This is a genomic window from Burkholderia sp. B10 (genome assembly GCF_004368385.1).
GTDB classification, from domain to species: domain Bacteria; phylum Pseudomonadota; class Gammaproteobacteria; order Burkholderiales; family Burkholderiaceae; genus Burkholderia; species Burkholderia vietnamiensis.
Window position 1 is genome coordinate 19,436 of record NZ_PQMX01000027.1, and the last position, 23,232, is coordinate 42,667.

General features: G+C 65.5%; 26 protein-coding genes. 2 read left to right on the forward strand and 24 right to left on the reverse strand.

All coding sequences use genetic code 11. The features are described from left to right. Positions 1-65: 65 nt before the first annotated feature. The 7 genes from C3Y15_RS15640 to rfbB are packed head-to-tail and all read right to left on the reverse strand — an operon-like array spanning position 66 to position 5,950. Entirely contained in the window at positions 66-812 is a 747-nt protein-coding gene (locus C3Y15_RS15640) for an ABC transporter ATP-binding protein (RefSeq protein WP_059459216.1), read from the reverse strand. Positions 813-822: 10 nt separating this feature from the next. Next, complete coding sequence (locus C3Y15_RS15645) at positions 823-1,605, reverse strand: ABC transporter permease (protein ID WP_034194515.1); 783 nt, start codon at positions 1,603-1,605, stop codon at positions 823-825. Positions 1,606-1,644: 39 nt separating this feature from the next. After that, on the reverse strand, positions 1,645-2,553 hold the full coding sequence (locus C3Y15_RS15650; RefSeq protein ID WP_051974451.1) for a glycosyltransferase family 2 protein: 909 nt from the start codon (positions 2,551-2,553) through the stop codon (positions 1,645-1,647). Between the two features lie 4 nt (positions 2,554-2,557). After that, positions 2,558-3,442, reverse strand: coding sequence for a dTDP-4-dehydrorhamnose reductase (rfbD, locus tag C3Y15_RS15655; protein ID WP_080484326.1), 885 nt, complete (start codon positions 3,440-3,442; stop codon positions 2,558-2,560). Positions 3,443-3,447: 5 nt separating this feature from the next. Further along, complete coding sequence (rfbC, locus tag C3Y15_RS15660; protein ID WP_059558988.1) at positions 3,448-3,999, reverse strand: dTDP-4-dehydrorhamnose 3,5-epimerase; 552 nt, start codon at positions 3,997-3,999, stop codon at positions 3,448-3,450. Next, the gene (gene rfbA / locus C3Y15_RS15665) at positions 3,984-4,877 is read right to left on the reverse strand and encodes a glucose-1-phosphate thymidylyltransferase RfbA (protein WP_034194495.1); all 894 of its coding nucleotides are present in this window, start codon (positions 4,875-4,877) and stop codon (positions 3,984-3,986) included. The genes rfbC and rfbA overlap by 16 nt, the downstream gene beginning before the upstream one ends. A gap of 11 nt (positions 4,878-4,888) precedes the next feature. After that, positions 4,889-5,950 carry a dTDP-glucose 4,6-dehydratase gene (rfbB, locus tag C3Y15_RS15670; RefSeq protein WP_034194494.1) on the reverse strand — a complete coding sequence of 354 codons (1,062 nt, stop codon included), beginning with the start codon at positions 5,948-5,950 and terminating at the stop codon, positions 4,889-4,891. A gap of 333 nt (positions 5,951-6,283) precedes the next feature. Between rfbB and C3Y15_RS15675 the strand changes: the two genes are divergently transcribed. After that, entirely contained in the window at positions 6,284-7,123 is an 840-nt protein-coding gene (locus C3Y15_RS15675) for a symmetrical bis(5'-nucleosyl)-tetraphosphatase (RefSeq protein WP_069246152.1), read from the forward strand. Positions 7,124-7,156: 33 nt separating this feature from the next. On the opposite strand, the gene C3Y15_RS15680 is transcribed toward C3Y15_RS15675, so the two are convergent. The 8 genes from C3Y15_RS15680 to C3Y15_RS15715 form a co-directional block, all read right to left on the reverse strand. Further along, a complete protein-coding gene (locus C3Y15_RS15680; protein ID WP_046426291.1) occupies positions 7,157-8,014 on the reverse strand; it encodes a lysophospholipid acyltransferase family protein in 858 nt (285 codons plus the stop codon). Positions 8,015-8,033: 19 nt separating this feature from the next. Next, entirely contained in the window at positions 8,034-9,311 is a 1,278-nt protein-coding gene (locus C3Y15_RS15685; protein WP_046426289.1) for a dihydroorotase, read from the reverse strand. Between the two features lie 51 nt (positions 9,312-9,362). Further along, a complete protein-coding gene (locus C3Y15_RS15690; RefSeq protein WP_014722549.1) occupies positions 9,363-10,394 on the reverse strand; it encodes an aspartate carbamoyltransferase catalytic subunit in 1,032 nt (343 codons plus the stop codon). A gap of 74 nt (positions 10,395-10,468) precedes the next feature. Beyond that, positions 10,469-10,984, reverse strand: a complete 516-nt coding sequence (gene pyrR / locus C3Y15_RS15695) for a bifunctional pyr operon transcriptional regulator/uracil phosphoribosyltransferase PyrR (protein WP_011883512.1) — start codon at positions 10,982-10,984, stop codon at positions 10,469-10,471. Further along, on the reverse strand, positions 10,971-11,420 hold the full coding sequence (gene ruvX / locus C3Y15_RS15700; RefSeq protein ID WP_011883510.1) for a Holliday junction resolvase RuvX: 450 nt from the start codon (positions 11,418-11,420) through the stop codon (positions 10,971-10,973). Before ruvX ends, pyrR begins: the two co-directional genes overlap by 14 nt. Continuing rightward, a complete protein-coding gene (locus tag C3Y15_RS15705) occupies positions 11,417-11,995 on the reverse strand; it encodes a YqgE/AlgH family protein (protein WP_011883507.1) in 579 nt (192 codons plus the stop codon). The genes ruvX and C3Y15_RS15705 overlap by 4 nt, the downstream gene beginning before the upstream one ends. A gap of 182 nt (positions 11,996-12,177) precedes the next feature. Beyond that, positions 12,178-13,479 carry a hypothetical protein gene (locus C3Y15_RS15710; protein ID WP_124260100.1) on the reverse strand — a complete coding sequence of 434 codons (1,302 nt, stop codon included), beginning with the start codon at positions 13,477-13,479 and terminating at the stop codon, positions 12,178-12,180. A gap of 104 nt (positions 13,480-13,583) precedes the next feature. Then, entirely contained in the window at positions 13,584-13,754 is a 171-nt protein-coding gene (locus C3Y15_RS15715; RefSeq protein ID WP_004186709.1) for a rubredoxin, read from the reverse strand. 255 nt (positions 13,755-14,009) lie between these two features. On the opposite strand from C3Y15_RS15715, the gene C3Y15_RS15720 reads away from it, so the two are divergent. After that, positions 14,010-14,876 (forward strand): hydroxymethylpyrimidine/phosphomethylpyrimidine kinase, encoded by an 867-nt coding sequence (locus tag C3Y15_RS15720; protein ID WP_034194489.1) that lies wholly within the window; start codon positions 14,010-14,012, stop codon positions 14,874-14,876. A 148-nt stretch (positions 14,877-15,024) separates the two neighbouring features. Here the strand turns inward: C3Y15_RS15720 and groL are convergent, their stop codons facing one another. The 9 genes from groL to C3Y15_RS15765 form a co-directional block, all read right to left on the reverse strand. Then, entirely contained in the window at positions 15,025-16,665 is a 1,641-nt protein-coding gene (groL, locus tag C3Y15_RS15725) for a chaperonin GroEL (protein ID WP_011883504.1), read from the reverse strand. 46 nt (positions 16,666-16,711) lie between these two features. Further along, the gene (gene groES / locus C3Y15_RS15730) at positions 16,712-17,005 is read right to left on the reverse strand and encodes a co-chaperone GroES (RefSeq protein ID WP_004186661.1); all 294 of its coding nucleotides are present in this window, start codon (positions 17,003-17,005) and stop codon (positions 16,712-16,714) included. A gap of 374 nt (positions 17,006-17,379) precedes the next feature. Then, the gene (locus tag C3Y15_RS15735; RefSeq protein WP_011883502.1) at positions 17,380-17,889 is read right to left on the reverse strand and encodes an SRPBCC family protein; all 510 of its coding nucleotides are present in this window, start codon (positions 17,887-17,889) and stop codon (positions 17,380-17,382) included. Between the two features lie 23 nt (positions 17,890-17,912). Further along, on the reverse strand, positions 17,913-18,545 hold the full coding sequence (locus C3Y15_RS15740; RefSeq protein WP_014722546.1) for a membrane protein: 633 nt from the start codon (positions 18,543-18,545) through the stop codon (positions 17,913-17,915). Next, positions 18,542-18,961: a hypothetical protein gene (locus C3Y15_RS15745; RefSeq protein WP_059462550.1), complete on the reverse strand. Its 420-nt coding sequence runs from the start codon at positions 18,959-18,961 to the stop codon at positions 18,542-18,544. Before C3Y15_RS15745 ends, C3Y15_RS15740 begins: the two co-directional genes overlap by 4 nt. 31 nt (positions 18,962-18,992) lie before the next feature. Continuing rightward, positions 18,993-19,784 (reverse strand): anti-sigma factor, encoded by a 792-nt coding sequence (locus C3Y15_RS15750; protein ID WP_011883496.1) that lies wholly within the window; start codon positions 19,782-19,784, stop codon positions 18,993-18,995. Beyond that, positions 19,784-20,299, reverse strand: coding sequence for a sigma-70 family RNA polymerase sigma factor (locus C3Y15_RS15755; protein WP_059462533.1), 516 nt, complete (start codon positions 20,297-20,299; stop codon positions 19,784-19,786). The genes C3Y15_RS15750 and C3Y15_RS15755 overlap by 1 nt, the downstream gene beginning before the upstream one ends. A gap of 49 nt (positions 20,300-20,348) precedes the next feature. Next, positions 20,349-20,708: a hypothetical protein gene (locus tag C3Y15_RS15760; protein WP_059462534.1), complete on the reverse strand. Its 360-nt coding sequence runs from the start codon at positions 20,706-20,708 to the stop codon at positions 20,349-20,351. A 292-nt stretch (positions 20,709-21,000) separates the two neighbouring features. Beyond that, the gene (locus C3Y15_RS15765) at positions 21,001-22,647 is read right to left on the reverse strand and encodes a hypothetical protein (protein WP_134206847.1); all 1,647 of its coding nucleotides are present in this window, start codon (positions 22,645-22,647) and stop codon (positions 21,001-21,003) included. Between the last annotated feature and the right edge of the window lie 585 nt (positions 22,648-23,232).

Genomic DNA, 23,232 nt, shown 5'->3' on the forward strand with positions numbered 1-23,232 from the left:
TTTGAGAGAGACGTGTCGCGTTCGACGGCTCCCTTCCACGATGGACGACACCGATACGAAGTGACTCACACCTGGGCCTCGTATTCCTGGAGCACTTCTTCGACGTCGCCAAATCGATGGACGCGGCCTCTTTCCATCCATAACACCTTATTGCACACCCGACGAATTTCGGCGTTGGAGTGCATGGCGAGGACGACAATCTCGGCGCGACCGTGCAAGTCCTGCAGTCGCGTCTTAGCCTTTTGCATGAAGGACGCATCGCCCACCCCCATGACTTCGTCCAGCAACAGGATCTCCGCGTCCACAGCTGTCGACACTGCGAATGCAAGACGGACCCTCATGCCACTTGAGTACGTCCGAATCGGTAAGTCTAGGTAGTCGCCAAGCTCACAAAATTCGGCAATTTCTTCTTGCTTTGCCCTGATTTCTGTATCGGACATACCGAGCAACAGGCCCCGCAGGCGAATGTTCTGCAGGCCTGTAGAATTCTCGTCCATTCCGAGGCTGATATCCAGCAGTGGCACGACCTTTCCGCTTCGCTGCACTTCTCCGGACGTTGGCGTATAGATCCCAGCCATCGTTCGGAGCAAAGTCGATTTCCCTGCACCGTTGTGCCCGATCAGCCCCACTCGATCGCCGCTCTGGAATCGCATCGAGACACTATCAAGGGCGCGAACAACAATTACTCCATCGTTGTCCTCAGCGATGGTATTTCGCCGCCCCATTCGCATCACCTTTTTCTTCAGGGATCGCCCCTGAAGGTCGTAGATGGGCAAATCTAGTGTCGCGTTTTTGAGTTCTATGTAAGCCACTTTCGGTCCCTCAAATCCAGTACGGGATACGCTTGAGATAGCGCCCGGTCAACATCAATGCGACGGGCCAGCCGACCAGAGCCATTCCCCCAACAACGATCCACGTAGTAGCGCCCGGGATCTCGCCGATCAACGGAGCACGAACGATATCGATCATGTAGGCCAGGGGATTCCACTCAACGATGAATGAGAATCGATTTAATGAATTCGGCTTGAAGATGATCGGCGTCACGTAGAACGCAACTTGGAGAAACGCCCCGATGATCTGAGGGAGGTCCCGAAACCGGGCCGACAAGAGGCCGGCCAACATCGCGATCCACACGGCGTTCAGGACGTAGAGACAGAATGCCGGCACGAAGAAGACCAACGATATCCAGTCCTTTACGCCGAAGACGACGAGCAGTATGAGGATGATGGCAAAATTGTGGCTCAACACCACCAGATTCCGCCACACGACCTGCAAAACGAAGAGAATTTTTGCGGTTGGTGTCTGGCGGATGTAGGAGCCACTATTGATGTATGACAGGCTGCCCTCTTGGACCACCTGGGAAAAGAAGCCCCACATGACGATGCTCGTCGCAAGGAAGGGCAGATAATCGCTCATTTTCTGACCGAAGAGCGTGCCATAAACGACGCCCAATGAGCCAACCATCACGCCCATGCTGATGGTGAGCCAGAACGGCCCTACCCGCGAGCGAGCATATCGTTGGCGGATTTCGAGCCACCCCAGCAACGTCCAGAGCCGCCAAGATGCCAAACTCTGCCGCAGGTCAATTAGTGCACTATTGAACATAAGAACCATCAATCGATATCAGAATCTCTGTGTCAAACTTCATTGCAGATCCAGCCTTCCACTACGCCCGCTCAGCCCGTGCCACAACCCCAGCAGAGACAGGCGAATGTGCTGCATCCTCGGAGTCATGAACGCGCCATAGATGGCAAGCCTGAACGGGAACTTGATCAGCTCGGTACTCTTCCAACTCAGCGGAACATAGTCCCGCTTGATTAGAAGTACAGCATTTCGAAACAAGTAGTAATGCCGTAGCGCGCTGTGGCTCGGATAGAGCCGACCAAACACTCTGACCGGCTCACCTCCCAATTCGTGTACTAGCGTGATGTCCGGTATACCGAGAATAAGACAACCACGCGCACGAGCGCGAACGCACCACTCGAGGTCGACGAAATCGATAAATAACGAATCGTCCATCGGACCAATTTCATGCCATAACGACAAATTGAGGCACGATCCCGATGTGATCAGAAAATCTACCGACACCGGCTCAGTCGATGTTGGTCGAATGCGTTTGAGTGAAAAATGGCGGAATTGAATGAACGGCGCAACGCCCCCCAACCTCGCATCTGCATACGCTGGACCGGCAAGCGCAACACGGGGATTGCGTCTGACTGCGACATCGATCCGCTTTGGCAAACCGGTCAGGAGCTCAGATGTCGGCTGGCTGTCTTGATCAAATAGCAAAGCCCAGCGACAACCGCGCTCCAGCAAACGCTCGACACCCTGATTCAATGCTGTTGCAATCCCCAGATTTCGTCCGTTCGCGATGTACTCGATCTCCGGATCAAGTCCGAGAAGGCCCGCATTGTGGTTGCCCTCCGTATTGTCCACAACGATGCAATCGCCAAAACCAACGAGGCGATTCGCATTACGTATGCAATCAGCATTGGGACGATAAAAGACGACGACAATGCCGGTCTTTTGGGAGGAAACGGAACACTCGGTCATTCGATCAATCACCGAGACAAAGGCCCAGCGCCTCGTCCCATGCAGGCATGTGCAGACCAAATACCGTGGATATCTTCGCCGCGCTCATTCTGGAATTAGATGGTCGCGCAGCGGGTGTCGGGTATTCGCGCGAGGAGATCGGCACCACCACCGTATCGGCATGATTGCCATCACGCTGAAGAATTGCCTTCGCAAAGCCACACCACGACGTCTCACCTGCTGCAGTAAGGTGGTAAACACCCGAGCGCTCCCGCCACCATTGGGAGCTGTTTGCAGCGATGCCTTGCGAAATAATCTGCCCAGTTGCCTCTGCAATTGTCCGAGACCAGGTCGGCGCACCGATCTGATCATCCACCACCTTCAACTCTGGACGTTCAGCGGCAAGTCGCTGCATCGTCAGCAGGAAGTTCTTACCCCGCCGCCCGTAAACCCAGCTCGTACGCAAGATCAGGTGAGCACAAGCTGCCGCGGCAATACCGAGCTCGCCGGCGAGTTTGCTCTTCCCGTAGACATTTTGTGGGTTCGGCTGATCGTCTTCGACATAGGGTCCGGCTTTCTGCCCGTCGAAAACATAGTCGGTCGAATAATGGACAAGCACCGCACCCAGCGACGCCGCCTCTTGAGCAAGGGTCGCAGGTAGCTCCGCATTGATGCGCATTGCCATCACTTCATCAGTCTCGGCCCGATCCACTGCGGTATAGGCAGCTGGATTGACGATGATTGAGGGCGCGGTTCTCCGGATGAATTCACGCACGCGCGCGAGGTCGGACAGGTCGAGAGTAGCGCGATCGCAAGGCACAACATGCCCTAGGCACTGAAGAGTGCGCTGGAGTTCGAAGCCAACCTGTCCGCTCACGCCCGTGACAACAATTGTCGGCTTATTCACAATACCTCTCACGCGAAAACGTCCGCTTCGCTCAAAGGCCGGCCCGCCAGATCTTTCGCTGCCAGCTTGGGCTGAAAGTCGATTGGCCACTCGATACCAATTTCCGGGTCATTCCACGCTATGCTGCGCTCATGCTCCGGGTACCAGTAATCGGTGGTCTTGTACTGGAAATCCGCCGTTTCCGATAACACAACGAATCCATGCGCGAAGCCCGGCGGAATCCAAAGCTGGTGAAAATTCGACGCGCTGAGGACAGCGCCGACCCATTTCCCGAAGGTAGGCGAACTTTTCCTAATGTCTACAGCGACATCAAATACCTCGCCATCCACCACGCGGACGAGCTTGCCCTGCGAATGCTCAATTTGATAGTGCAGACCGCGAAGCACACCTTTCGTCGAGCGCGAATGATTGTCCTGAACGAACGGCGCATCGACGCCGAGCTTCTCGGAAAATTCGCGCGCATTAAAGCTCTCGAGAAAAAAGCCGCGCGCGTCCCCGAACACACGGGGAACGATCAATTTGACGTCTGGAATCGCTGTCGCTTTTACTTCGATGCCCATGCAACCTGATCCGTAAGAATGTTCTTGAGGTACTGACCGTAGCCATTCTTGGCGAGCGGCTGCGCGAGTCTGGACAGTTGCTCCCCGTCGATCCAGTGCTTCCGGAATGCAATTTCCTCCGGACATGCCACGACCAAACCTTGTCGCTTCTGCAGCGTCGCAATAAAGCTCGCGGCCTCGATCAACGAGTCGTGAGTTCCCGTATCTAGCCACGCGTAACCGCGCCCCATGATCTCGACGTTGAGCACCCCATCCAGCAGATAGCGTGAATTGACATCGGTGATCTCCAGTTCGCCGCGCGCGGATGGTTTGATCTCCGCCGCGATGTCGCAGACCCGATTGTCGTAGAAGTACAATCCCGTCACTGCGTAGTTTGAGCGGGGCTGCGGCGGCTTCTCTTCGATAGAAATCGCACGGAACGACTTGTCGAACTCAACGACACCATATCGCTCCGGGTCGTGGACATGGTAGGCGAATACAGTCGCCCCGGACTCACGTGCATCCGCCCGCTCGAGCTGTCCCGCGAGATCGTGCCCGTAGAAAATGTTGTCGCCGAGAATGAGCGCCGACGGATCGTTTCCGACAAATTCCTTGCCGATGATGAACGCCTGCGCCAGCCCGTCAGGCGACGGCTGCACCGCGTACTGGATGTTCATCCCCCACTGGCTGCCGTCGCCGAGCATCGCCTCGAAGCGCGGTGTGTCCTGCGGCGTCGAGATGATCAGTACGTCGCGAATGCCGGCGACCATCAGCGTCGACAGCGGGTAGTAAATCATCGGCTTGTCGTACACCGGCAGCAGCTGCTTCGACACGACGTGCGTGATCGGATACAGCCGCGTGCCCGAACCGCCCGCGAGGATGATGCCTTTACGTGCCATCGCGTGTCTCCTCAGCTGCGTTGCGCGTAGTTGGTCTCGACCCATTTGCGGTATTCGCCCGACGCCACTTCGTCGGCCCACGCCTGATTGTCGAGATACCAGTCGACCGTCTTGGCCAGGCCGGTTTCGAATGTTTCCGCCGGCTTCCAGCCGAGTTCGCGCTCGAGCTTGCGCGCATCGATCGCGTAGCGTCGATCGTGTCCCGGACGGTCCGTCACGTAGGTGATCTGGTCGCGATACGACCCGGCAGCCTTCGGCCGCGCCTTGTCGAGCAGGTCGCACAGCGTGTGCACGACTTCGAGGTTCTTCTTCTCGTTCCAGCCGCCGACGTTGTACGTCTCACCCGGCACGCCGCGCGCCAGCACCTCGCGAATCGCACTGCAGTGGTCACCGACATACAACCAGTCGCGCACGTTCTGGCCGTCGCCGTACACCGGCAGCGGCTTGCCGGCGAGCGCGTTCGCGATCATCAGCGGGATCAGCTTCTCGGGGAACTGGTACGGACCGTAGTTGTTCGAACAGTTCGTGGTCAGCGTCGGGAGGCCGTATGTATGATGGTATGCACGCACGAGATGGTCGGAACCGGCCTTCGTCGCCGAATAGGGGCTATTCGGTGCATACGGCGTCGTTTCGGAGAACTGCGGGTCCGTCGCCGACAGCGAGCCGAACACTTCGTCGGTCGACACGTGCAGGAAACGGAACGCCGCCTTGTCGGCATCGTTCAGGCCATTCCAGTATTGGCGGGCGGCTTCCAGCAGCGTGAACGTGCCGACGACGTTGGTCTGAACAAAGTCGGCCGGGCCGTGGATCGAGCGGTCGACGTGGCTTTCGGCGGCGAAGTGCAGCACGGCGCGCGGCTTGTGCTCGGCGAACAGCGCGTCGAGCGCGGTACGATCGCAGATGTCGACGCGTGCGAACACGTGCTTCGGATTGCCGTCGAGGGACTGCAGCGTACGGAGATTGCCCGCATACGTGAGCTTGTCGACATTGAGCACGGCTTCGGCAGATTCGCGCAGCCAGTCGAGAACAAAGTTGGCACCAATAAAACCCGCGCCGCCCGTAACCAGGATCATGAGGCTCCCTCTAGTAAAGCGCGGCAAGCACCAATCGGCGCTTGCCGCTGAGAATGGCAGGTGACAATGACAGTCACATCAGGCCGAGGATTTTACCCGGTCGCCCCGGCCGTCAAAGTCACGAAGTGCTAATTTTGTTGGGAAAAGAAGCAATTATAGGGACCCGCGCCGCGCAAAAGCCATGCCGCTAACAACTTGAAACAGCGCTCCGCCCCTTGCCTATCGGATAAATTTTCATTCCCATTGTCCGCTTCAGGAGAACAAAATTTGCGTATCCGGCACATTTTGGTGATCATGTTTCGCGAACGTCACAAATTGTAACAGTCACCTGTCATGACTCACACCCCCCTCGCCATCGGCGACATCCAAGGCTGCCATTCAGCTTTCAATACGCTACTGCAAAAGCTGTCGCCGCCCTCCGACACCCCCCTCTGGATCGCCGGCGACCTCGTCAACCGCGGCCCCGGCTCACTCGCCGCCCTCCGCGCCGTGGTCGACCTCGGCCCCCGCGCCACCGTCGTCCTCGGCAACCACGACCTCCACCTGCTCGCAGTCTCAGCCGGCATCCGCACCGAGCGTCCCGGCGACACCATCGGCGAGATCCTCGCCGCCCCCGACGCCGCCGCCCTGCTCGACTGGGTGCGCCACCGCCCGTTCGCACATTTCGACGACGGCAAGCTCCTCGTCCACGCGGGCGTGCTGCCTCAATGGGACGTCACGCTCGCGCTCGAACTCGCCGACGAACTCCAGCGCGCGCTGCGCGCCCCCGACTGGCGGGAAACGCTGCAGGCGCTATACGGCAACGAGCCGAACCAGTGGAACCCGAACCTGAAAAAACGCGACCGGATGCGCGTCGCGTTCAACGCGTTCACGCGTCTGCGCTTCTGCACGCCCGACGGCGCGATGGAGTTCAAGGCGAACGGCGGCCCCGACAGCGCGCCGCCCGGCTACCTGCCGTGGTTCGACGCGCCGGCACGCCGCACGGAGAACGTGACGGTCGTATTCGGCCACTGGGCCGCGCTCGGGTTGATGCTGCGCGACAACCTCGTCGCGCTCGATTCGGGATGTGTATGGGGAAACCAGTTGTCGGCCGTCCGGCTCACGGCCGACCCGGCGCAGCGCACGGTCACGCAGGTGCAATGCGACGCGTGCCGCACGCCCGGCGGCGAATGACCCGCACGCACAGCGCGCGGGCCGAATGAAGCATCAGCCTTCGCGCCCCGGCACCGGCTCCTCGGCCGCCGTATCACCGGCCGCCGCGGCGCCGACTTCGCTCACCGGATATGCATGCCGCTCGAGCTCCGCCAGCGCTTCGGGCGACGGCTTGCCGACCTGCGCCTGCATCGCTTCGAGCGCGGCCGCGATCGCGTCGCGCGCCGCCGCCGACGTCGCGCGGCGATCGCCGCCCGGCGCGATCGGCTCGCACACGTACAGATGCGCGACGAGCGGGCCGCCGCGCAACACCATGTCGAGCGACTTGCCGAGCGCCAGCTCGCCCGTGTAGGCCGGCGTGACCGACTGCCGCCCCTGCGCGTCCTCGTACATCAGGCAGATCGGCTGCACCGCGCAGCCCGCCGACACCGCAGCCTGGAACAGGTTCGCGTGAAACGGCAGCAACCCCTGCCCGTCCGACGTGGTGCCCTCCGGGAACACGCACATCACGCCGCCGTTGCGCAGCCGCTCGGCCATTTCGTGCATGACGCGCATCGCCTCGGTGCGCTTCTCGCGCTGCAGGAACACGGTATCGAGCTTCTCGGCGAGCCAGCCGACCACCGGCCACTGCCGCACCTCGGCCTTCGACACGAACGGCGTCGGCCGCCACGCGTTGACCGTATAGATATCGAGCCACGACACGTGATTGCCGACGACGAGTGCTCCCGCATCGACGCGCGCGCCGTCGTTGTGGACGACGACGCGCATCCCGCAGATCCGCAGCATCTTGATCGACCAGCGGCGCGTCATCTCCGCACGGCGCGCGGGCGATACGTGCGAAAAGCGCAGCGCGACGATCGCCATCCCGCGCAACAGATGAAAAACGAGACGCAGCTTGCGAAGTGCGATCATGACGAAGATCCGGCGTGGTTCAGTGGCGCTCGAACGCGACGTGCCCGCCCACGAGCGTCGCGCGCACGCAAGCAGGCAATTCGTAGCCGAGGAACGGCGAGTTGTGGCCTTGGCTCTTCAGCGCACGCGGCTCGACGCGCCAGTGCGCACGCGGATCGAACACGCACAGGTCGGCGGCGCCGCCTTCGGTGAGGCGCCCTGCCGGCAGCTGCAGCACATCGGCCGGCGCGGCGGTGATGCGGCGCAGCGCCTGCGCGAGCGGCGTGCCGGTTTCGTCGGCCCATTTCACCGTCAGCGACAGCAGCAGCTCGAGCCCCGTCGCGCCCGGCGTGGCTTCGGCGAACGGCAGCAGCTTCTCGTCGTCGTCGACCGGCGTGTGGTCGGAGCAGATCGCATCGATCGTGCCGTCCGTGAGCGCCGCGCGGATCGCTTCGCGATCGCGCTCGCCGCGCAGCGGCGGATCGAGCCGGAACTGCGAATCGAAGTAGCCGATATCGACGTCGATCAAGTGCAGATGATTCACGCCCACATCGCAGGTGACGGGCAGCCCCTCGGCCTTCGCCTCGCGCACGAGCGCGAGGCCGGCGGCCGACGACAGGCGCGCAAGGTGCACGCGCGCGCCGGTCACGCGCATCAGTTCGAAGATCGTGTGCAGCGCGATGGTCTCCGCGGCCACCGGCACGCCGGACAAGCCGAGCCGCGACGCGAGCGCACCGCTCGCCGCCACGCCGCCGCGGCCGATGAACGCGTCCTGCGGGCGCAGCCACGTCGTATAGCCATAGGTGCTCGCGTATTGCAGCGCGCGCAGCAGCACCTGCGTGTCGCGCACCGGCACGTTCGCATGCGTGAAGCCGACGCAGCCCGATTCGGTCAGCGCGACCATCTCGGTGATCACTTCGCCCTTCAGGCCGACGGTGAGCGCGCCGAGCGGATGCACGTTCGCCTGCCGCAGGTTGCGCGCGCGGAACTTGAGCATCTCGACGAGGCCCGGCTCGTCGAGCACGGGGTCGGTGTCGGGCGGGCACACGAGCGTCGTGACGCCCCCGGCGACCGCCGCGGCCATCTCGGAGGCGAGCGTCGCCTTGTGCTCGTAGCCGGGCTCGCGCAGCCGCGCGCACAGGTCGACGAGGCCGGGCGAGACGATCAGGCCGGTCGCGTCGATGGTCCGGTCTGCGTTGAAACCGGCCGGAGCCGTGCCGAGCGCGGCGATCTTGCCGTCCGCGACGAATACGTCAGCCTGCCGTTCGGTGCCGGCGACCGGATCGATCAGCGTGCCGCCTTGGATATGAATCTTCATGCGCTGTCTGTGAATGCGTTGATTGCTTGAATGGGGCGCGCGAACGCGGGCTCAGTCGTTGTTGCCGGCGACGATGCCCATCACCGCCATCCGCACGGCGATGCCGAACGTGACCTGGTTGAGAATGACCGACTGCGGGCCGTCCGCGACCTGCGAGTCGATCTCGACGCCGCGGTTCATCGGCCCCGGATGCATGACGATCGCGTCGGGCGCGGCGAGCGCGAGGCGCTCGGGCGTCAGGCCCCAGGTCTTGAAGTATTCCTGCGCGGACGGCAGCAGCGCGCCGCTCATCCGCTCGTTCTGCAGGCGCAGCATGATGATCACGTCGACGCCCTTCAGCCCTTCGTCGAGGTTGTGGAACACCTTCACGCCCATCTGCTCGAGACCGCCCGGCAGCAGCGTGCGCGGGCCGATCGCGCGCACTTCGGGCACGCCGAGCGTGGTCAGCGCGTGGATGTCCGAGCGCGCAACCCGCGAGTGCAGGATGTCGCCGACGATCGCCACACGCAGCTTCGTGAAGTCGCGCTTGTAATGGCGGATCGTGTACATGTCGAGCAGGCCCTGCGTCGGGTGCGCATGACGGCCGTCGCCGGCGTTGATCACGTGCACGTGCGGCGCGCAGTGCTCGGCGATCAGGTACGGCGCGCCGCTCGACGCATGGCGCACGACGAACAGGTCGGCATGCATCGCCGACAGGTTGTTGATGGTGTCGAGCAGCGACTCGCCCTTGCTCGTCGACGACGCGTTGATGTTCAGGTTCAGCACGTCGGCCGACAGGCGCGTCGCGGCGATTTCGAAGGTGGTGCGCGTGCGCGTCGAGTTCTCGAAGAACAGGTTGAACACCGACTTGCCGCGCAACAGCGGCACCTTCTTCACCTCGCGGTCCGTCACGCTGACGAACTGCTCGGCCGTATCGAGGATGTGATTCACGATCGAGCGCGGCAGGCCCTCGATCGACAGCAGATGTTTCAGCTCGCCGTTCTTCGTGAGCTGCGGATTGCCCTTCAGGAAGCCGTAGCGGAACCGCTCGGGGCTCGCGGCCGCGGCGGGCTTGCCGGTGCGGCCAGTGGTGTCGGTGGTCATGATGTGCGTGATTCCAACTATGCAAACGGGCCGCGGTACGAACCGGCGGCCCGGGATACGGTTGCGCGATTCGATCAGGCGCCGCGCGCCTCGACGCGCAGCGTGAACTGCGCGGCATCGTCCCGCGCCAGCACGAGCGTCGCGTCGGCCGGCACGTCGAGCGAGCCGCCCGAGAAGCGCGCGGCGACGGGCAGCTCGCGGCCGCCGCGATCGGCGAGCACCGCGAGCTCGACCGCAGCCGGACGGCCGTAGTCGAACAGCTCGTTGAGCGCGGCCCGCACGGTGCGGCCGGTGTACAGCACGTCGTCGACCAGCACGATGCGCGCGCCGTCGACGTCGAACGGCAGCGACGTCGGGCTCGCCTGGCTGTGCAGCCCCTTCTTCGCGTAGTCGTCGCGATGCAGCGCGACGTTCACGACGCCGAAGGCCGGCGCGCCGAGATCGCGCGCGAGACGCTCGGCGAGCCATGCGCCGCCGCTGTGAATGCCGGCGAGCCGCGGGCCGCCCGGCTCGGCGAACGCGGTGCCGTACGCGCCGCGGATCTGGTCGAGCAGGACGCGATAGAGCGCGTCGGCGTCAATGGTGCTCATGGTCGGACAATTCATCGAAATACTGTTGAAGGATCACGCGCGCGGCCTCGGCGTCCAGCATGTCGGTGCGCGCGCGGCCGCGGACGTTGCGCTCGCGCAGCCCGGCTTCGGCCTCGACCGACGAATAGCGTTCGTCGACCCACGTGACGGGCAGCCCGAAGCGGCCGTTCAGCTGATTGCCGAAGCGCTTCGCCTGCTGCGTCATGTCGTGCGGCGTGCCGTCGGGATGCATCGGCAGGCCGACCACCAGCGCGTCGGGCCGCCATTCGGCCAGCAGCTCGCCGACCGCCTTGAAGCGGTGCTCGCGGTTCAGGTTGGGAATCACGACGAGCGCGCGGGCCGAGCGCGTCAGCGCATTGCCGAGCGCGACGCCGATCCGCTTCTCGCCGTAATCGAACGCCAGGAACGTCGCATCGCGCGCGCTCGCGCCGCTCATGCGTGCCCTGCTTCGCCGGACAGCATCGACGAGCTGACGCCCAGCAGGCCGAGCGCGGCTTCGAAGCGCTCCTCGGCCGGCGTGTCGAACACGATGCGCGGGTCGGCCGGCACGGTCAGCCAGCCGTTGCGGGAAATTTCTTCCTCGAGCTGGCCGGCGCCCCAGCCGGCGTGGCCGAGCGTCAACAGGAAGCGCTTCGGGCCGGTACCCGTCGCGACCGCTTCGAGCACGTCCTTCGACGTCGTCATCTCCAGCCCGCCCTCGATCGACATCGACGAGTTGTAGTTCGCGCCTTCGACCGGCTCGTGCAGCACGAAGCCGCGCTCGGTCTGCACCGGGCCGCCGAAGTACACGGGAATGTGCAGCAGCGGCTCGATGTCGAGCTTCAGGTCGATGCGATTGAACAGCGATTCGAGATCGATGTCGGTGGGACGGTTGATGACGAGGCCGAGCGCGCCGCGCTCGCTGTGATCGCAAAGGTAGACCACCGTTCCCGAAAACGTCGGATCCGCCATGTTCGGCATGGCGATCAGGAACTGGTTGGTGAGATTGATGCGATCGGAAGGCTTTGACATGGTTTGAATTTTAGCAAAGACGCCGCGGCCTGACCGGGCCGCGATCAACAAGCAACGCCGCGCCACGCTGGCAACGGCGCGCGCGGATCACACGGCACTCTAACATGCGCGCGCGTGCTGTCGGCAGCGTGTTGCCGCCCCGCCAAACGACGGCTGCCGCCCGTCCTCCGGCCGGTCTCGCTTCATGCCCGCGCGAGCGCCGCGCCGAGCGCCTCGGACGCCGCCGTCAGGTCGGGCGGCGCCACGCCGGCCGCGATCTTCAGCAGCGCGGCGCGCAGCATGTCGGATGCGCGAGCGTGCGCGGCGCGGGCGCCGTCGGCGAGCGGCACGCCATGCGCGGCAAGGCGCCACGCGACGCCGAGCGTGTCGGCCAGCAGCGCCGTGTGGCCGAGCCCGAGCGCACACGCGGCCGTCCCGACACGATACGCGGCCGCCGACGCGCGCCATGCGTCACCCGCATCGGCCGCGGCCGGATCGACGGCCAGGTCGGCCATCGACGCGCCGGCCGTCTGCAGGAAATCCTCATAAGCGTGCGCGTTGACGGTCACGACGCCGAGCAGGCGCGTGGGCGCCGCCGCGATCGCGTCGTGCTCGGCGCGTGCGGCGCCGGCCTCCCACAGCGCTTCGGACGCGGGCGTGCCGGCGACGTGCCAGTCGACCGTCAGACCGTAGTCGTGCAGCACGTCGACGAGTGCGACGTCCTCGGCCGCCGCGCCGTACAACGCTAAATCGCGCCATAGCAACGCAACGGTCTCGCGCACGAGTTCGGGCTGCGCTTCGCGACGGCCCTGCGCCTGTTCGCGCAGCAGCAGATTGGTCCGGGCGAGAAACCGCTTCAGCTCCGGCGCCGCGCTCGCGCGCAGCGCGCGCAGGCATGCGGCGCCGAGCCGCCAGAAGTCGTAGGGCGACCCGTCGGCGAGCGCAGTGAGCGTCGTGTCGAGTTCGTCGAGCGCCGTGTCCGGCGTGCCGGCCGTCGCGCGCAGCACGCCGAGCAAAGCCTGCTCGTAACGAGCCCGCGCGCGGCTTGCGAACGCATCGGGCAGCGCGCGCAGCGTCGCCCGCGGCAGCGCGCGTCCGACGAGCGCCAGCACGTCGTGCGGCACGCTCGCGTGCAGGTCCGCGGCGCTTTGCGCGCGCAGCGTCCGGAAATGATCGAAGAGGAGCGGCGAGCAGGCCAGCTCGCGCAGATTGTGCCGCGCGACCGCCGCGCGGAAATCGGCGAGCGCCGCGCGCCACGCCGCGGAAGTCGGTTCCGTCGCCACCAGCGGCGCGGCGGCGGCCAGTTGCCCGGCAAAGCGCGCGGCCGGCAGCCAGCCGGCTTCCGCCAGCACGGCGGCAGCGGCCGACAGCGGCCCGGCGGCATCGTCGTGGCCGACGGCCGCGTCGGCGGCGGCCGCGAGCCACGCATCGGCCGCCCGCACGGCGCCGCCGCGCGGGTTGGGCAATGCGTCAGGGAGGGGAATGTTCGCCGGATCGGACGTCATGGACACGCGCGCCTGTCATCGTCGAGTCGCTCGCGACGGCCGGCCCGTGCAAGCGCCGGGAAGCCGCGAGGCCGGAGCGGAGTGTCCGTGGGCCGGGGTCCCGATCAGATCTGGACCATCTCGAAGTCTTCCTTGCGGGCGCCGCATTCCGGGCACGTCCAGTTGATCGGGACGTCTTCCCAGCGCGTGCCCGGTGCGATGCCCTCTTCGGGCAGCCCGGCTTCTTCGTCATAAATCCAGCCACAAATCAGGCACATCCAGCTCTTGTATTCCATCTTAAGCCGCGTCGGGAAAGTCGGTAAATTCGGGAGCCATGATGGTACCGTGTCGGGGCCGGGCTGCCTAGCAATCGCGGTCGAGTAGCGCGACTATGTCGCGCCGCGCTAAAAAATCCATCGTGCGGGCCGGTTTCCGCCGCATAATGGCTGCAACGTGCGGCCTGCCGGGCAACACAGGGCCCCAAACGGCCCATCTCGCCTCGCGGTCCGCATCTCAGTCGCTTTCCCGTTTTTTTCTTGCCCCATTTCTACATGCCCAGCAACGCCCCTCCGATCGTCCTTACCTTCGGCCTGTCCGATCCCACCGGCGGCTCCGGCCTCCAAGCCGATCTGATGACCCTGGCGAGCATGGGCTGTCACGGCGTGTCCGTCCTGACCGGCTATACCGTGCGCGACTCGGCCGCCTGCGAAGAAGTGACCGGCCTCGACCCAGACGTCGTCGCCGCCCAGGCGCGCATGCTGCTCGAGGACATGCCGGTCGCCGCGTTCAAGATCGGCGCGGCGACGCGCGCGGAAGTCGTCAGCGCAATCGCGGAAGTGGTCGCCGACTACGACGGCGTGCCGCTCGTGCTCGCGCCGGACTTCACGCTCGACGACGAGCACGTGCTCGCCGCGGACGATCTGCGCGAGTCGATCGCCGATCTGCTCGCGCCGCAGACGACGCTGCTGGTCGCCGATCATGCGACGCTGATCGCGCTCGCGCAGCCCGACGGCGACGCCGAGGCGCCGAATCTCGACGCGGCCGTGTCGCACCTGCTATCGCAGGGCTGCGAATACATCCTGTCGTCGGAGACGGGCTCGCACCGGCTCGTCAACACGCTGTACGGCGAGGAAGGCCAACTGCGCGAGGACATGTGGGATCGTTCGCCGCACCGGCTGATGGGCATCACCGACACGCTCGGCGCGGCGATCGCCGCGCTGCTCGCCAACGGCCAGGAGCCGCCCGAAGCGGTGCGCGAAGCGCAGGAATACCTGTACCAGTCGGTGCGGGATGCATTCCGGCCCGGCATGGGCGCGTACCTGCCCGACCGGTTCTTCTGGGCGCGCAGCAACGAGGAAACCGACACGCCGCGCGCGACGAAGGTCGAGCCGGTGCCGAGGACGTCGCATCGGCATTGACGGACGCTTTCGCGGCAGCCCGCTGCCGCGAAGATGCGAAGGCGCGAAGGCCTGACGCAAATAAAAAAAGACCCGCATCGCTGCGGGTCTTTTCTTTTGGCTGGAACGCGCATCGCTGCGCGTTCCGGACACCATCGACCGAAGTCGATTACATGTCCATGCCCATGCCGCCCATGCCGCCCGGCATGCCGCCCGGCATCGGAGCGTCTTCCTTCGGCAGTTCTGCGACAGCTGCGTCCGTCGTCAGCAGCAGGCCCGCAACCGAAGCTGCGTTCTGCAGTGCGGTGCGCGTGACCTTGGTCGGGTCGACGACGCCGGCTTCAACCATGTCGACGTACTCGCCCGTCGCTGCGTTGTAGCCGTAGTTGCCCTTGCCTGCAGCAACTGCCGCCACCACGACGCTCGCTTCTTCGCCACCGTTCGTGACGATCTGGCGCAGCGGCTCTTCCATTGCGCGCAGCACGATCTTGATGCCGGCGTTCTGGTCGGCGTTCGCGCCGGTCAGGCCTGCGATCGCGGTGCGAGCGCGGATCAGCGCAACGCCGCCGCCTGCCACGATGCCTTCTTCGACAGCTGCGCGCGTTGCGTGCAGTGCGTCTTCGACACGTGCCTTCTTTTCCTTCATTTCGACTTCGGTCGCAGCACCGACCTTGATCACTGCCACGCCGCCGGCCAGCTTGGCCACGCGCTCTTGCAGCTTTTCACGGTCGTAGTCCGACGTCGCTTCTTCGATTTGCGTGCGAACTTGCTTCACGCGCGCTTCGATGCTTGCAGCTTCGCCTGCGCCGTCGATGATCGTCGTGTTTTCCTTGCCCACTTCGATGCGCTTCGCCTGGCCCAGTTCTGCCAGCGTTGCCTTCTCGAGCGTCAGGCCGGTTTCTTCCGCGATGACTTGACCGCCGGTCAGGATCGCGATGTCTTCCAGCATGGCCTTGCGGCGATCGCCGAAGCCCGGCGCCTTGACCGCAACGGTCTTCAGGATGCCGCGGATGTTGTTGACAACCAGCGTTGCGAGCGCTTCGCCTTCGACGTCTTCAGCGATGATCAGCAGCGGACGGCCAGCCTTCGCGACTTGCTCGAGCACCGGCAGCAGATCACGGATGTTCGACACCTTCTTGTCGTGCAGCAGCACGAACGGGTTGTCGAGGACGGCGACTTGCTTGTCCGGGTTGTTGATGAAGTACGGCGACAGGTAGCCGCGGTCGAATTGCATGCCTTCGACGACGTCCAGCTCGTCGGCCAGCGACTTGCCGTCTTCGACGGTGATCACGCCTTCCTTGCCGACCTTGTCCATCGCTTCAGCGATGCGATCGCCGATCGACGAGTCGCTGTTTGCCGAGATCGAGCCGACCTGTGCGATTTCCTTGTTCGTCGTGCACGGCTTGCTGATCTTCTTCAGCTCTTCGACAGCCGCTGCGACTGCCTTGTCGATGCCGCGCTTCAGGTCCATCGGGTTCATGCCCGATGCGACGTACTTCATGCCTTCGCGAACGATCGATTGCGCGAGGACGGTTGCCGTCGTCGTGCCGTCGCCTGCGTTGTCGCTGGTCTTGGAAGCCACTTCCTTGACCATTTGCGCGCCCATGTTCTGGAGCTTGTCCTTCAGCTCGATTTCCTTCGCGACCGACACACCGTCCTTGGTGACCGTCGGGCCGCCGAAGCTGCGCTCGAGCACGACGTTGCGGCCCTTCGGACCCAGCGTGACCTTGACCGCGTTGGCCAGAATGTTCACGCCTTCGACCATCTTCGAACGGGCGGAATCGCCGAATACGACGTCTTTAGCTGCCATCTTCTAACTCCTTGAATTCTTGGGAATATGTACCGTCAGTGGACGCTTACTTAGCGTTGACCACGGCCATGATGTCTTCTTCGCGCATGACGAGCAGCTCCTGGCCGTCGACCTTGACGGTCTGGCCAGCGTACTTGCCGAACAGCACGCGGTCGCCGACCTTCACGTCGAGCGCGATCGGCGCGCCCTTGTCGTCGCGCTTGCCCGGGCCGATGGCCAGGACTTCACCTTGATCCGGCTTTTCGGCCGCTGCGTCGGGAATCACGATACCCGAGGCGGTCTTGGTTTCCTGATCCAGGCGCTTGACGATCACGCGATCGTGCAACGGACGAAGGTTCATATTCACTCCTCTCTTGAATGAGATTGAAGAACGCTTAGGGAATCTGCCCGGCTGGTCGCCCGGCAGAGAATTGTTAGCACTCTCGTGCAGCGAGTGCTAATTATATGGACGGGTTTTGACAAATTCAAGAAGGGGAGCAGGAGGATTTTTCAGCGGCACGAAAGCGGTGGAATTGCGGTCGAAGAAGGCACCAAATCGTTTCAAAACAAGGAGATAGGTGTCGCTTCGAGGCATCGAAGCGCCGCTGCCCTACGGGATTTCCCGATCGTTGCACCAATTTGACACGTGGCCGGCAGCAAGTTCCGCGAACATCGCACGGCGCCGAGAATCCAGCCGGCACGCCGGGCGGCGACCGGGCGACCGGTGCGGCGCCGTTACATATCCGGACAGCCGGCGACCGGCCGGAACGTCCGGCCGTCGGTCTCGACGGTGGTGCCGAGCAGCCGCGCGAGCCCGCGCGCGCCTTCGCGCATCACGACGTCGTGATTCCACGTGAACAGCGGACGCGCGACCGGCGCGAGCCAGTTCATCCAGGGTTCGCGCGTGCGGATGTGCCAGTCGTAGCGCACGACCGTGCGCGCGCCGTCGCCGCGGAACGACCAGCGGCCGTCGCCTTCGATCGCGCCGCTCGCGCGGCCTGCGAGCACGCGCGGCCGCTCGACGCGCAGCACGCGCATGTCGAAGGTCAGACGGTACGGCAACGCGCCCTTCCACGTATAGCGCTGCAGCGCGCCGACGCCGCGCGCGTCGCCCGGCTCGAGCTCGACGGTCCGCACCGCGCCCTTCCACCATTCGGGCCAGCGATCGACCTGGTAGATCGCGTCCCAGACGGCCGCGAGCGGCGCGTCCACGCGCCAGGTCGTCGAAAACCGGTATTCCGCCATGCAGCCTCCGGCACGAAGCGGAATCAGGGCGCGAAAAAGCGGGCGGGAAACGCGACGTCGATCTCGACGTCGTCGAGCGTCACCGTCTCGAGCGGCTCGCCGTCGCCGTCCGCGAAGCTGACGACCTTCAGCGGAAAACCGTCGTCGGCGTCGAGCCACAACCGGTAGCGATGCACGCCGTCCACCGCATGCGCGGGCGCGCCGGTCACCGTCACACGCAGCGCGGCCCGGCCGCCGATCGTTTCCTCGCCTTCGGTCACCGTCGCGCCGCCCTGCTGCAGCGCCTGCACGTTGCGCAGCAACTCGCCGACGTCCGACCGGTCGACCCGGTGGCCGCTGTGGTCGCGTACCAGCGGATTGGCCGGCGACAGCGTCAGCGCCGGCGGCACATGCTCGCCGAACGGACGCAGCCGGACCTTGCCGTCGCCCGGATCGTATGCGAGCACGGCGCCGTGATGCGGCGACACGAAGTCCATCCGGACGAAACCGGGTTTGAGGTACGCGTAATGGATTTCGGCATGCTCGCCGCTGCGCGCCGACGAGCGGATCGTCGCCCGATACGAGTGAACCTGCTCGAAATGGGCGTGCGCGACGGTTACGGGATCGGCTGTCATGCTTGCTCCTATCAGGCTCGCGGCCAGCAGCGCGGCGATCACGGCGCCGCCTCGACGACCAGCACGCCCGCCATGCCGCGCTCGCGATGGCTGCGCAGGAACAGCAGCCGGTGCGTGCAATAGTAGGCGAAGCGACCGGGCTGCGTCGGCGTGAAGCGCAGCGTGCGCGGCGTCGTGGCCAATTCGGTGTGCACCGCGATGCCGGCCTGCGGCGCGTCTATTTCGAAACTGTGCGGCACGACGCCCGGCTCGGCCGATACGGTCAGCTCGACCGGTACGTCGGCGCGCACGATCACCAGCGCCGGGCGGAAGAAGTAACTGCCGCCGACGATGGTCACGCGCTGCACGCCGTCCGCGTCGACCGGCACGCGCGTCGGCACCGTTGCATCAGCGCGAGCAAGCGCGGTGCCTGCCGCGAGCGCGCCAGCCGTCAACAGCTTCAGGATCTTCGGATTCATCGTCTGCTCCATGCCGCCGCACGGTGGGCGGTCATCCCTTCCACGCGTCGGTCGGGCCGCCGAGTGCGCCGCACGCATCGATCGCGAGCTCGCGCAGCCGGCGTTCGTCGCCATCGCCGGACAGCGCGTAACCGATGCCGCGATCCGACCAGAAATACGTATGGCGACCTTGCGACGACAGCGCGCGCGGCGCGAGACGCCGCGCGTCGTACGCGGTCATGTAAAGCGTCACGCGTGCGCCGTCGGCACGCTGATACATCAGCTGCGCGGCCGGGCCGGCGTCGCCCGGCAGCAGCCGGCCGCCGAGCAGCGCATAACCGTATTCGTCGAGCGCCGGCGCGCGCACCGGCCGCCCGAGCCGCGCGGACAGCCAGCCGGTCAGGCGCGCCGCATCGCCGGCATCGTGCGCGCCGACTTCGACCGGATGGTCGCGGTCGAGCGCGTACACCGCGTATGCGGCGTCCGCGCGCGCGGCGAACGCGGGAGCTGCGCCGAACGCCGTCCAGCCGGCATGCAGCGCGACGCTGAGCAGCAGCCCGGCCGCAAGCCCGGCGAATGCGTACGCGGCCGCGTGCCGGCGCGACGCGCGACGCTGCACGAACAGCGCCGGCGCGGCGGGCGGCAGCGGAAACAGCGCGTGCAATGCGTCGCGCTGTGCGCCGTAATGCGCGAACCGGTCGGCCGACTGCGGATCGGACCGCAGCCGCTCGAGCACCTCGCGGCGCTCCGGCCCGGACAGTTCGCCATCGAGCAATGCCGACAGCAGCTGGGCCGATGCGGTTTCGTCCGCATCGTGCGAAGGTGTGCGCGGTTCGTCGTCCATCATGTCTTCCCGATCACCCGTAGTGCGGCCGTGCCGTGCGTCGGCGGCTCGCCGGACAGCAGCACGCGCATCTGTTCGCGCGCCCGCGACAGCCGCGACATCACCGTCCCGACCGGCACGCCCAGCACCTGAGCGGCATCGCGGTAGCTCAGTTCCTCGAGCGCCACCAGCAGCAGCACCTCGCGTTGCTCGACCGGCAGCCGGTACAGCGCGCGCTGCACGTCGCGCAACACCAGCCCGCCGATCTCGCCGCCCGGCGCGGCCATCGTCTGCCAGGGCGCGGTCGCATCGTCCACCGCGATCTCGTGCCGCGCGCGCAACTGGTCGATGAAACGGTGCCGCAGCAACGTCAGCAGCCACGCGCGCAGGTTCGCGGTGTCGCGCGGCGGCCGGTTCAGCGCGCGCTCGAGCGTGTCCTGCACGAGATCGTCGGCCCACGCGCGCTCGCCCGTCAGCGCGCGCGCATACCGCGTCAGATGCGGCAGCCATACCAGCAGATCCGATTCGTAGCTCATCCGGATGCCTCGCGCATCGCGCGTCGCGCGCCGTCAGGCCGTCGCTCGCTCAGGGACGCGCGACGTGCCACATGCCGCCGACCCCGTCGCCGCTCGCGTCGCCGGCCTTGCGGTCCATCTTCCAGCGATACAGCGGACGGCCGCGATATGCCCATTGCTTGCTGCCGTCGTCGCGCGCGACGAGGGTGAGCGGGCCTGCTGCGTGGTCGTAGCCGTCGGCGAGCGCGGGCGGCCAGTTCGCCACGCAGGCGCCCGTGCACGTGCTCTTGCCGGGCGCGTCGTGGTCGAACACGTACAGCGTCATCCGGTGTTCGTCGACCAGTTTCCCGTCGCCGACCTGCGGCGGCTCGGCGGCGGCCGGGCGTGCAATCGCGGCGGTCAGCGCGAGCGCAACCATCATCGTCTTCATTGCCGTTCTCCTTTGCGTGGCATCGCGGCACGGTGCGGCCCGACGGGACGCTCGGCATGGTGCCGACCATTATCCCGCCGTGCGTGTGCGCTGCGACTCGGTATGTAAACGAATGAGCGTGGGTGGTTATTCCGCGCGGCCGCTCCACTGCAGCGGGCGCGCATCGGCTATTGGTGAGATGAGAAACGGGCGCGATGCAAAAGAAAACGCGGCATGACGTTGAAGTCATGCCGCGTCGTGTGACGCATTGCGCGCGGCGAGCGATGCGCCGCCGCCGCGCGCTGTGCGGTGGTTACCTCGGCAAGGCGGCCGTTACTGCCTGGAGGAGCGTCGACACCGGCGCGAGCGGGTTGTTCGCCGAACCGTTGCCCGAGTGCGGCGTGACCGACAGGCCCGGCGTGGAGCCCAGCGCGGTGCCCACCGTCGTGCCGGCCGCGTTGACGACCGTCGCCGTCGCATTGCCCGTGGTCGACACCAGCGAGCCGACCGCGCCTGCCGTGCTGCCCCCGGCGCTGGCGCCTGAGCCGAGCAAGCCGCCGCCGGCCGCGGCGGCAGAACCGGCCGCACCGGTCAACGCACCCGCGGCCTGCCCGAGTGCCGCCGGGCCGTTCGCGAGCGCGCCCGTCACCGAGCCGAGTGCGCCGGTCAGCGCGCCGGCCGGGTTGTTGCCGCCGGTCAGACCGCCGACGAGGTTCGTGATCGGCGCGATCGGGTTGCCGCCGCCAGCGCCCGCGAGCGTGCCGACGACCTGATTCACGACGCCCTGCACCGGCGCCAACGGGTTCGTGCCGCCGAGGTTGCCCAAGGCGCCGGTGACCGTGCCGAGTGCGTTGGTCAGCGCACCGGCCGGGTTGCTGCCGCCGAGCGTGCCGACGACCTGGTTCACGACGCCTTGCACCGGCGCCAGCGGGCTCGTGCTGCCGAGGTTACCCAAGGCGCCGGTGACCGTACCGAGTGCGCCGGTCAGCGCGCCCGCGGCGTTGCCGCCGGTCGGCAGCGCGTTCTGCAAGCCGTTGACGAGGTTCGTGATCGGCGCGATCGGGTTGCTGCCGCCAGCGCCGGACAGCGTGCCGACGACCTGATTGACGACGCCCTGCACCGGCGCCAGCGGGCTCGTGCTGCCGAGGTTGCCGAGCGCGCCGGTCACCGAGTTCACCGCATTCGTCAGCGCTTCGGCCGGATTGCCGTTGCCGAGCGTGCCCGCCACCTGCGTGACGGCGCCCTGCACCGGCGCGAGCGGGTTCGAGGCGCCACCCAGGTTGCCCAGCGCACCCGTGATCGTGTTGACGCCGTTGCCCAGCGCGCCGGCCGGATTGCCGCTGCCGAGCGTGCCGGTGACCTGATCGATGACGTTCTGGACAGGGGCAAGGGGATTCGCGCCGCCGACGTTGCCGAGTGCGCCGGTCAATGCGCCGGCCGGGTTACCGCCACCAGCGTTGCCCAATGCGCCGGTCACCGTGCCGAGTGCTCCGGTCAATGCGCCGGCCGGGTTACCGCTGCCAACGTTACCCAATGCACCCGTCACTTGACCGACCGCGCCCTGCACCGCCGCCAACGGATTCGCGCCGCCCCCGACACTCCCCAACGCGCCCGTCACCTGATTCACCACGCCCTGCACCGGCGCGAGCGGCGTCACCGTGCCGCCGCTGCCCCCCAGCGCGCCCGGCAACCCATTCACCACCCCCGACAACGCCTGCGCCGGATTGCCGAGCGACGTCTGAAGCGCGCCGGCCCCGCCCGTCGTCACGGTCACCGAGCCCAGCGGCGACGTGCCGGTCGCGGCCAGCCCGACCGACACGTTGTTCGTCGGCGGATTCACGATCACTTGCGGAATCGGCAGCGCATCGAGCGCCGCCGCCATCGCCGAACCGGAAGCCAGCACCCCGAACACCGTCGCGACCGACAGCGCCACACCCGTCAAATTAATGTTTTGTCCCATCTTTGTTTACCCCATCTCGGTTGGCACTACGTTGATAAAGCATGGGGACGGATTGCACGAAGCATGCCACCCTAATAAAACGGTTCGACTCGGCTATTTATTGCGACGCAATAACGGATTTATATGGATCTATAGGGAAAAGGACGGCGCATTTCCATCGACTCGTCAGACGAAAGAGCATCGAGGACTGCGGATGTAACGTAACGTTTTCGAGGCCGCAGGTAACGTGTTCCGGTACATTCGCGCACATTGCAGCCATTCGTCGCCACGCCTTCGATACCCGTATGGACCGCCCATCCCTTTTGCATTTCATTTCGATGAAATGCATTTAAAAATCGTCGGGATTTATTATTTTCTTATCGGTGATTTCTTTCCGATCAATTACGCAGACCATTGCGATCGACATAGTTTTCGCCACTACGTATAGTCGAATGAAAAACTGTGAAAACCGCTCGCACAGCGGCCGTCACATCGTGCCCGGCCGCAGTCAACCGAAGCCCACAGGCCGATACGAATGCGGGTCGATATCGTCGGCGCGCCGGTCATCATCTCGGCGAGCCACCGGCCGCTCTCGCGCGAACAGCC

Excerpts from the sequence above, each read along its gene's own strand:
- C3Y15_RS15675 (WP_069246152.1), top strand. The coding sequence starts at position 6,284 with ATGACTCACACCCCCCTCGCCATCGGCGACATCCAAGGCTGCCATTCA.
- C3Y15_RS15645 (WP_034194515.1), bottom strand. The coding sequence starts at position 1,605 with ATGTTCAATAGTGCACTAATTGACCTGCGGCAGAGTTTGGCATCTTGG.
- C3Y15_RS15680 (WP_046426291.1), bottom strand. The coding sequence starts at position 8,014 with ATGATCGCACTTCGCAAGCTGCGTCTCGTTTTTCATCTGTTGCGCGGG.
- pyrR (WP_011883512.1), bottom strand. The coding sequence starts at position 10,984 with ATGAGCACCATTGACGCCGACGCGCTCTATCGCGTCCTGCTCGACCAG.
- C3Y15_RS15745 (WP_059462550.1), bottom strand. The coding sequence starts at position 18,961 with ATGAATCCGAAGATCCTGAAGCTGTTGACGGCTGGCGCGCTCGCGGCA.
- rfbA (WP_034194495.1), bottom strand. The coding sequence starts at position 4,877 with ATGGCACGTAAAGGCATCATCCTCGCGGGCGGTTCGGGCACGCGGCTG.
- C3Y15_RS15705 (WP_011883507.1), bottom strand. The coding sequence starts at position 11,995 with ATGTCAAAGCCTTCCGATCGCATCAATCTCACCAACCAGTTCCTGATC.
- C3Y15_RS15735 (WP_011883502.1), bottom strand. The coding sequence starts at position 17,889 with ATGGCGGAATACCGGTTTTCGACGACCTGGCGCGTGGACGCGCCGCTC.
- rfbB (WP_034194494.1), bottom strand. The coding sequence starts at position 5,950 with ATGATCCTGGTTACGGGCGGCGCGGGTTTTATTGGTGCCAACTTTGTT.
- C3Y15_RS15720 (WP_034194489.1), top strand. The coding sequence starts at position 14,010 with ATGCCCAGCAACGCCCCTCCGATCGTCCTTACCTTCGGCCTGTCCGAT.
- groL (WP_011883504.1), bottom strand. The coding sequence starts at position 16,665 with ATGGCAGCTAAAGACGTCGTATTCGGCGATTCCGCCCGTTCGAAGATG.
- C3Y15_RS15685 (WP_046426289.1), bottom strand. The coding sequence starts at position 9,311 with ATGAAGATTCATATCCAAGGCGGCACGCTGATCGATCCGGTCGCCGGC.
- rfbC (WP_059558988.1), bottom strand. The coding sequence starts at position 3,999 with ATGGGCATCGAAGTAAAAGCGACAGCGATTCCAGACGTCAAATTGATC.
- C3Y15_RS15760 (WP_059462534.1), bottom strand. The coding sequence starts at position 20,708 with ATGAAGACGATGATGGTTGCGCTCGCGCTGACCGCCGCGATTGCACGC.
- ruvX (WP_011883510.1), bottom strand. The coding sequence starts at position 11,420 with ATGAGCGGCGCGAGCGCGCGCGATGCGACGTTCCTGGCGTTCGATTAC.
- C3Y15_RS15715 (WP_004186709.1), bottom strand. The coding sequence starts at position 13,754 with ATGGAATACAAGAGCTGGATGTGCCTGATTTGTGGCTGGATTTATGAC.
- C3Y15_RS15650 (WP_051974451.1), bottom strand. The coding sequence starts at position 2,553 with ATGACCGAGTGTTCCGTTTCCTCCCAAAAGACCGGCATTGTCGTCGTC.
- C3Y15_RS15710 (WP_124260100.1), bottom strand. The coding sequence starts at position 13,479 with ATGACGTCCGATCCGGCGAACATTCCCCTCCCTGACGCATTGCCCAAC.
- C3Y15_RS15765 (WP_134206847.1), bottom strand. The coding sequence starts at position 22,647 with ATGGGACAAAACATTAATTTGACGGGTGTGGCGCTGTCGGTCGCGACG.
- C3Y15_RS15690 (WP_014722549.1), bottom strand. The coding sequence starts at position 10,394 with ATGACCACCGACACCACTGGCCGCACCGGCAAGCCCGCCGCGGCCGCG.
- groES (WP_004186661.1), bottom strand. The coding sequence starts at position 17,005 with ATGAACCTTCGTCCGTTGCACGATCGCGTGATCGTCAAGCGCCTGGAT.
- C3Y15_RS15750 (WP_011883496.1), bottom strand. The coding sequence starts at position 19,784 with ATGGACGACGAACCGCGCACACCTTCGCACGATGCGGACGAAACCGCA.
- C3Y15_RS15755 (WP_059462533.1), bottom strand. The coding sequence starts at position 20,299 with ATGAGCTACGAATCGGATCTGCTGGTATGGCTGCCGCATCTGACGCGG.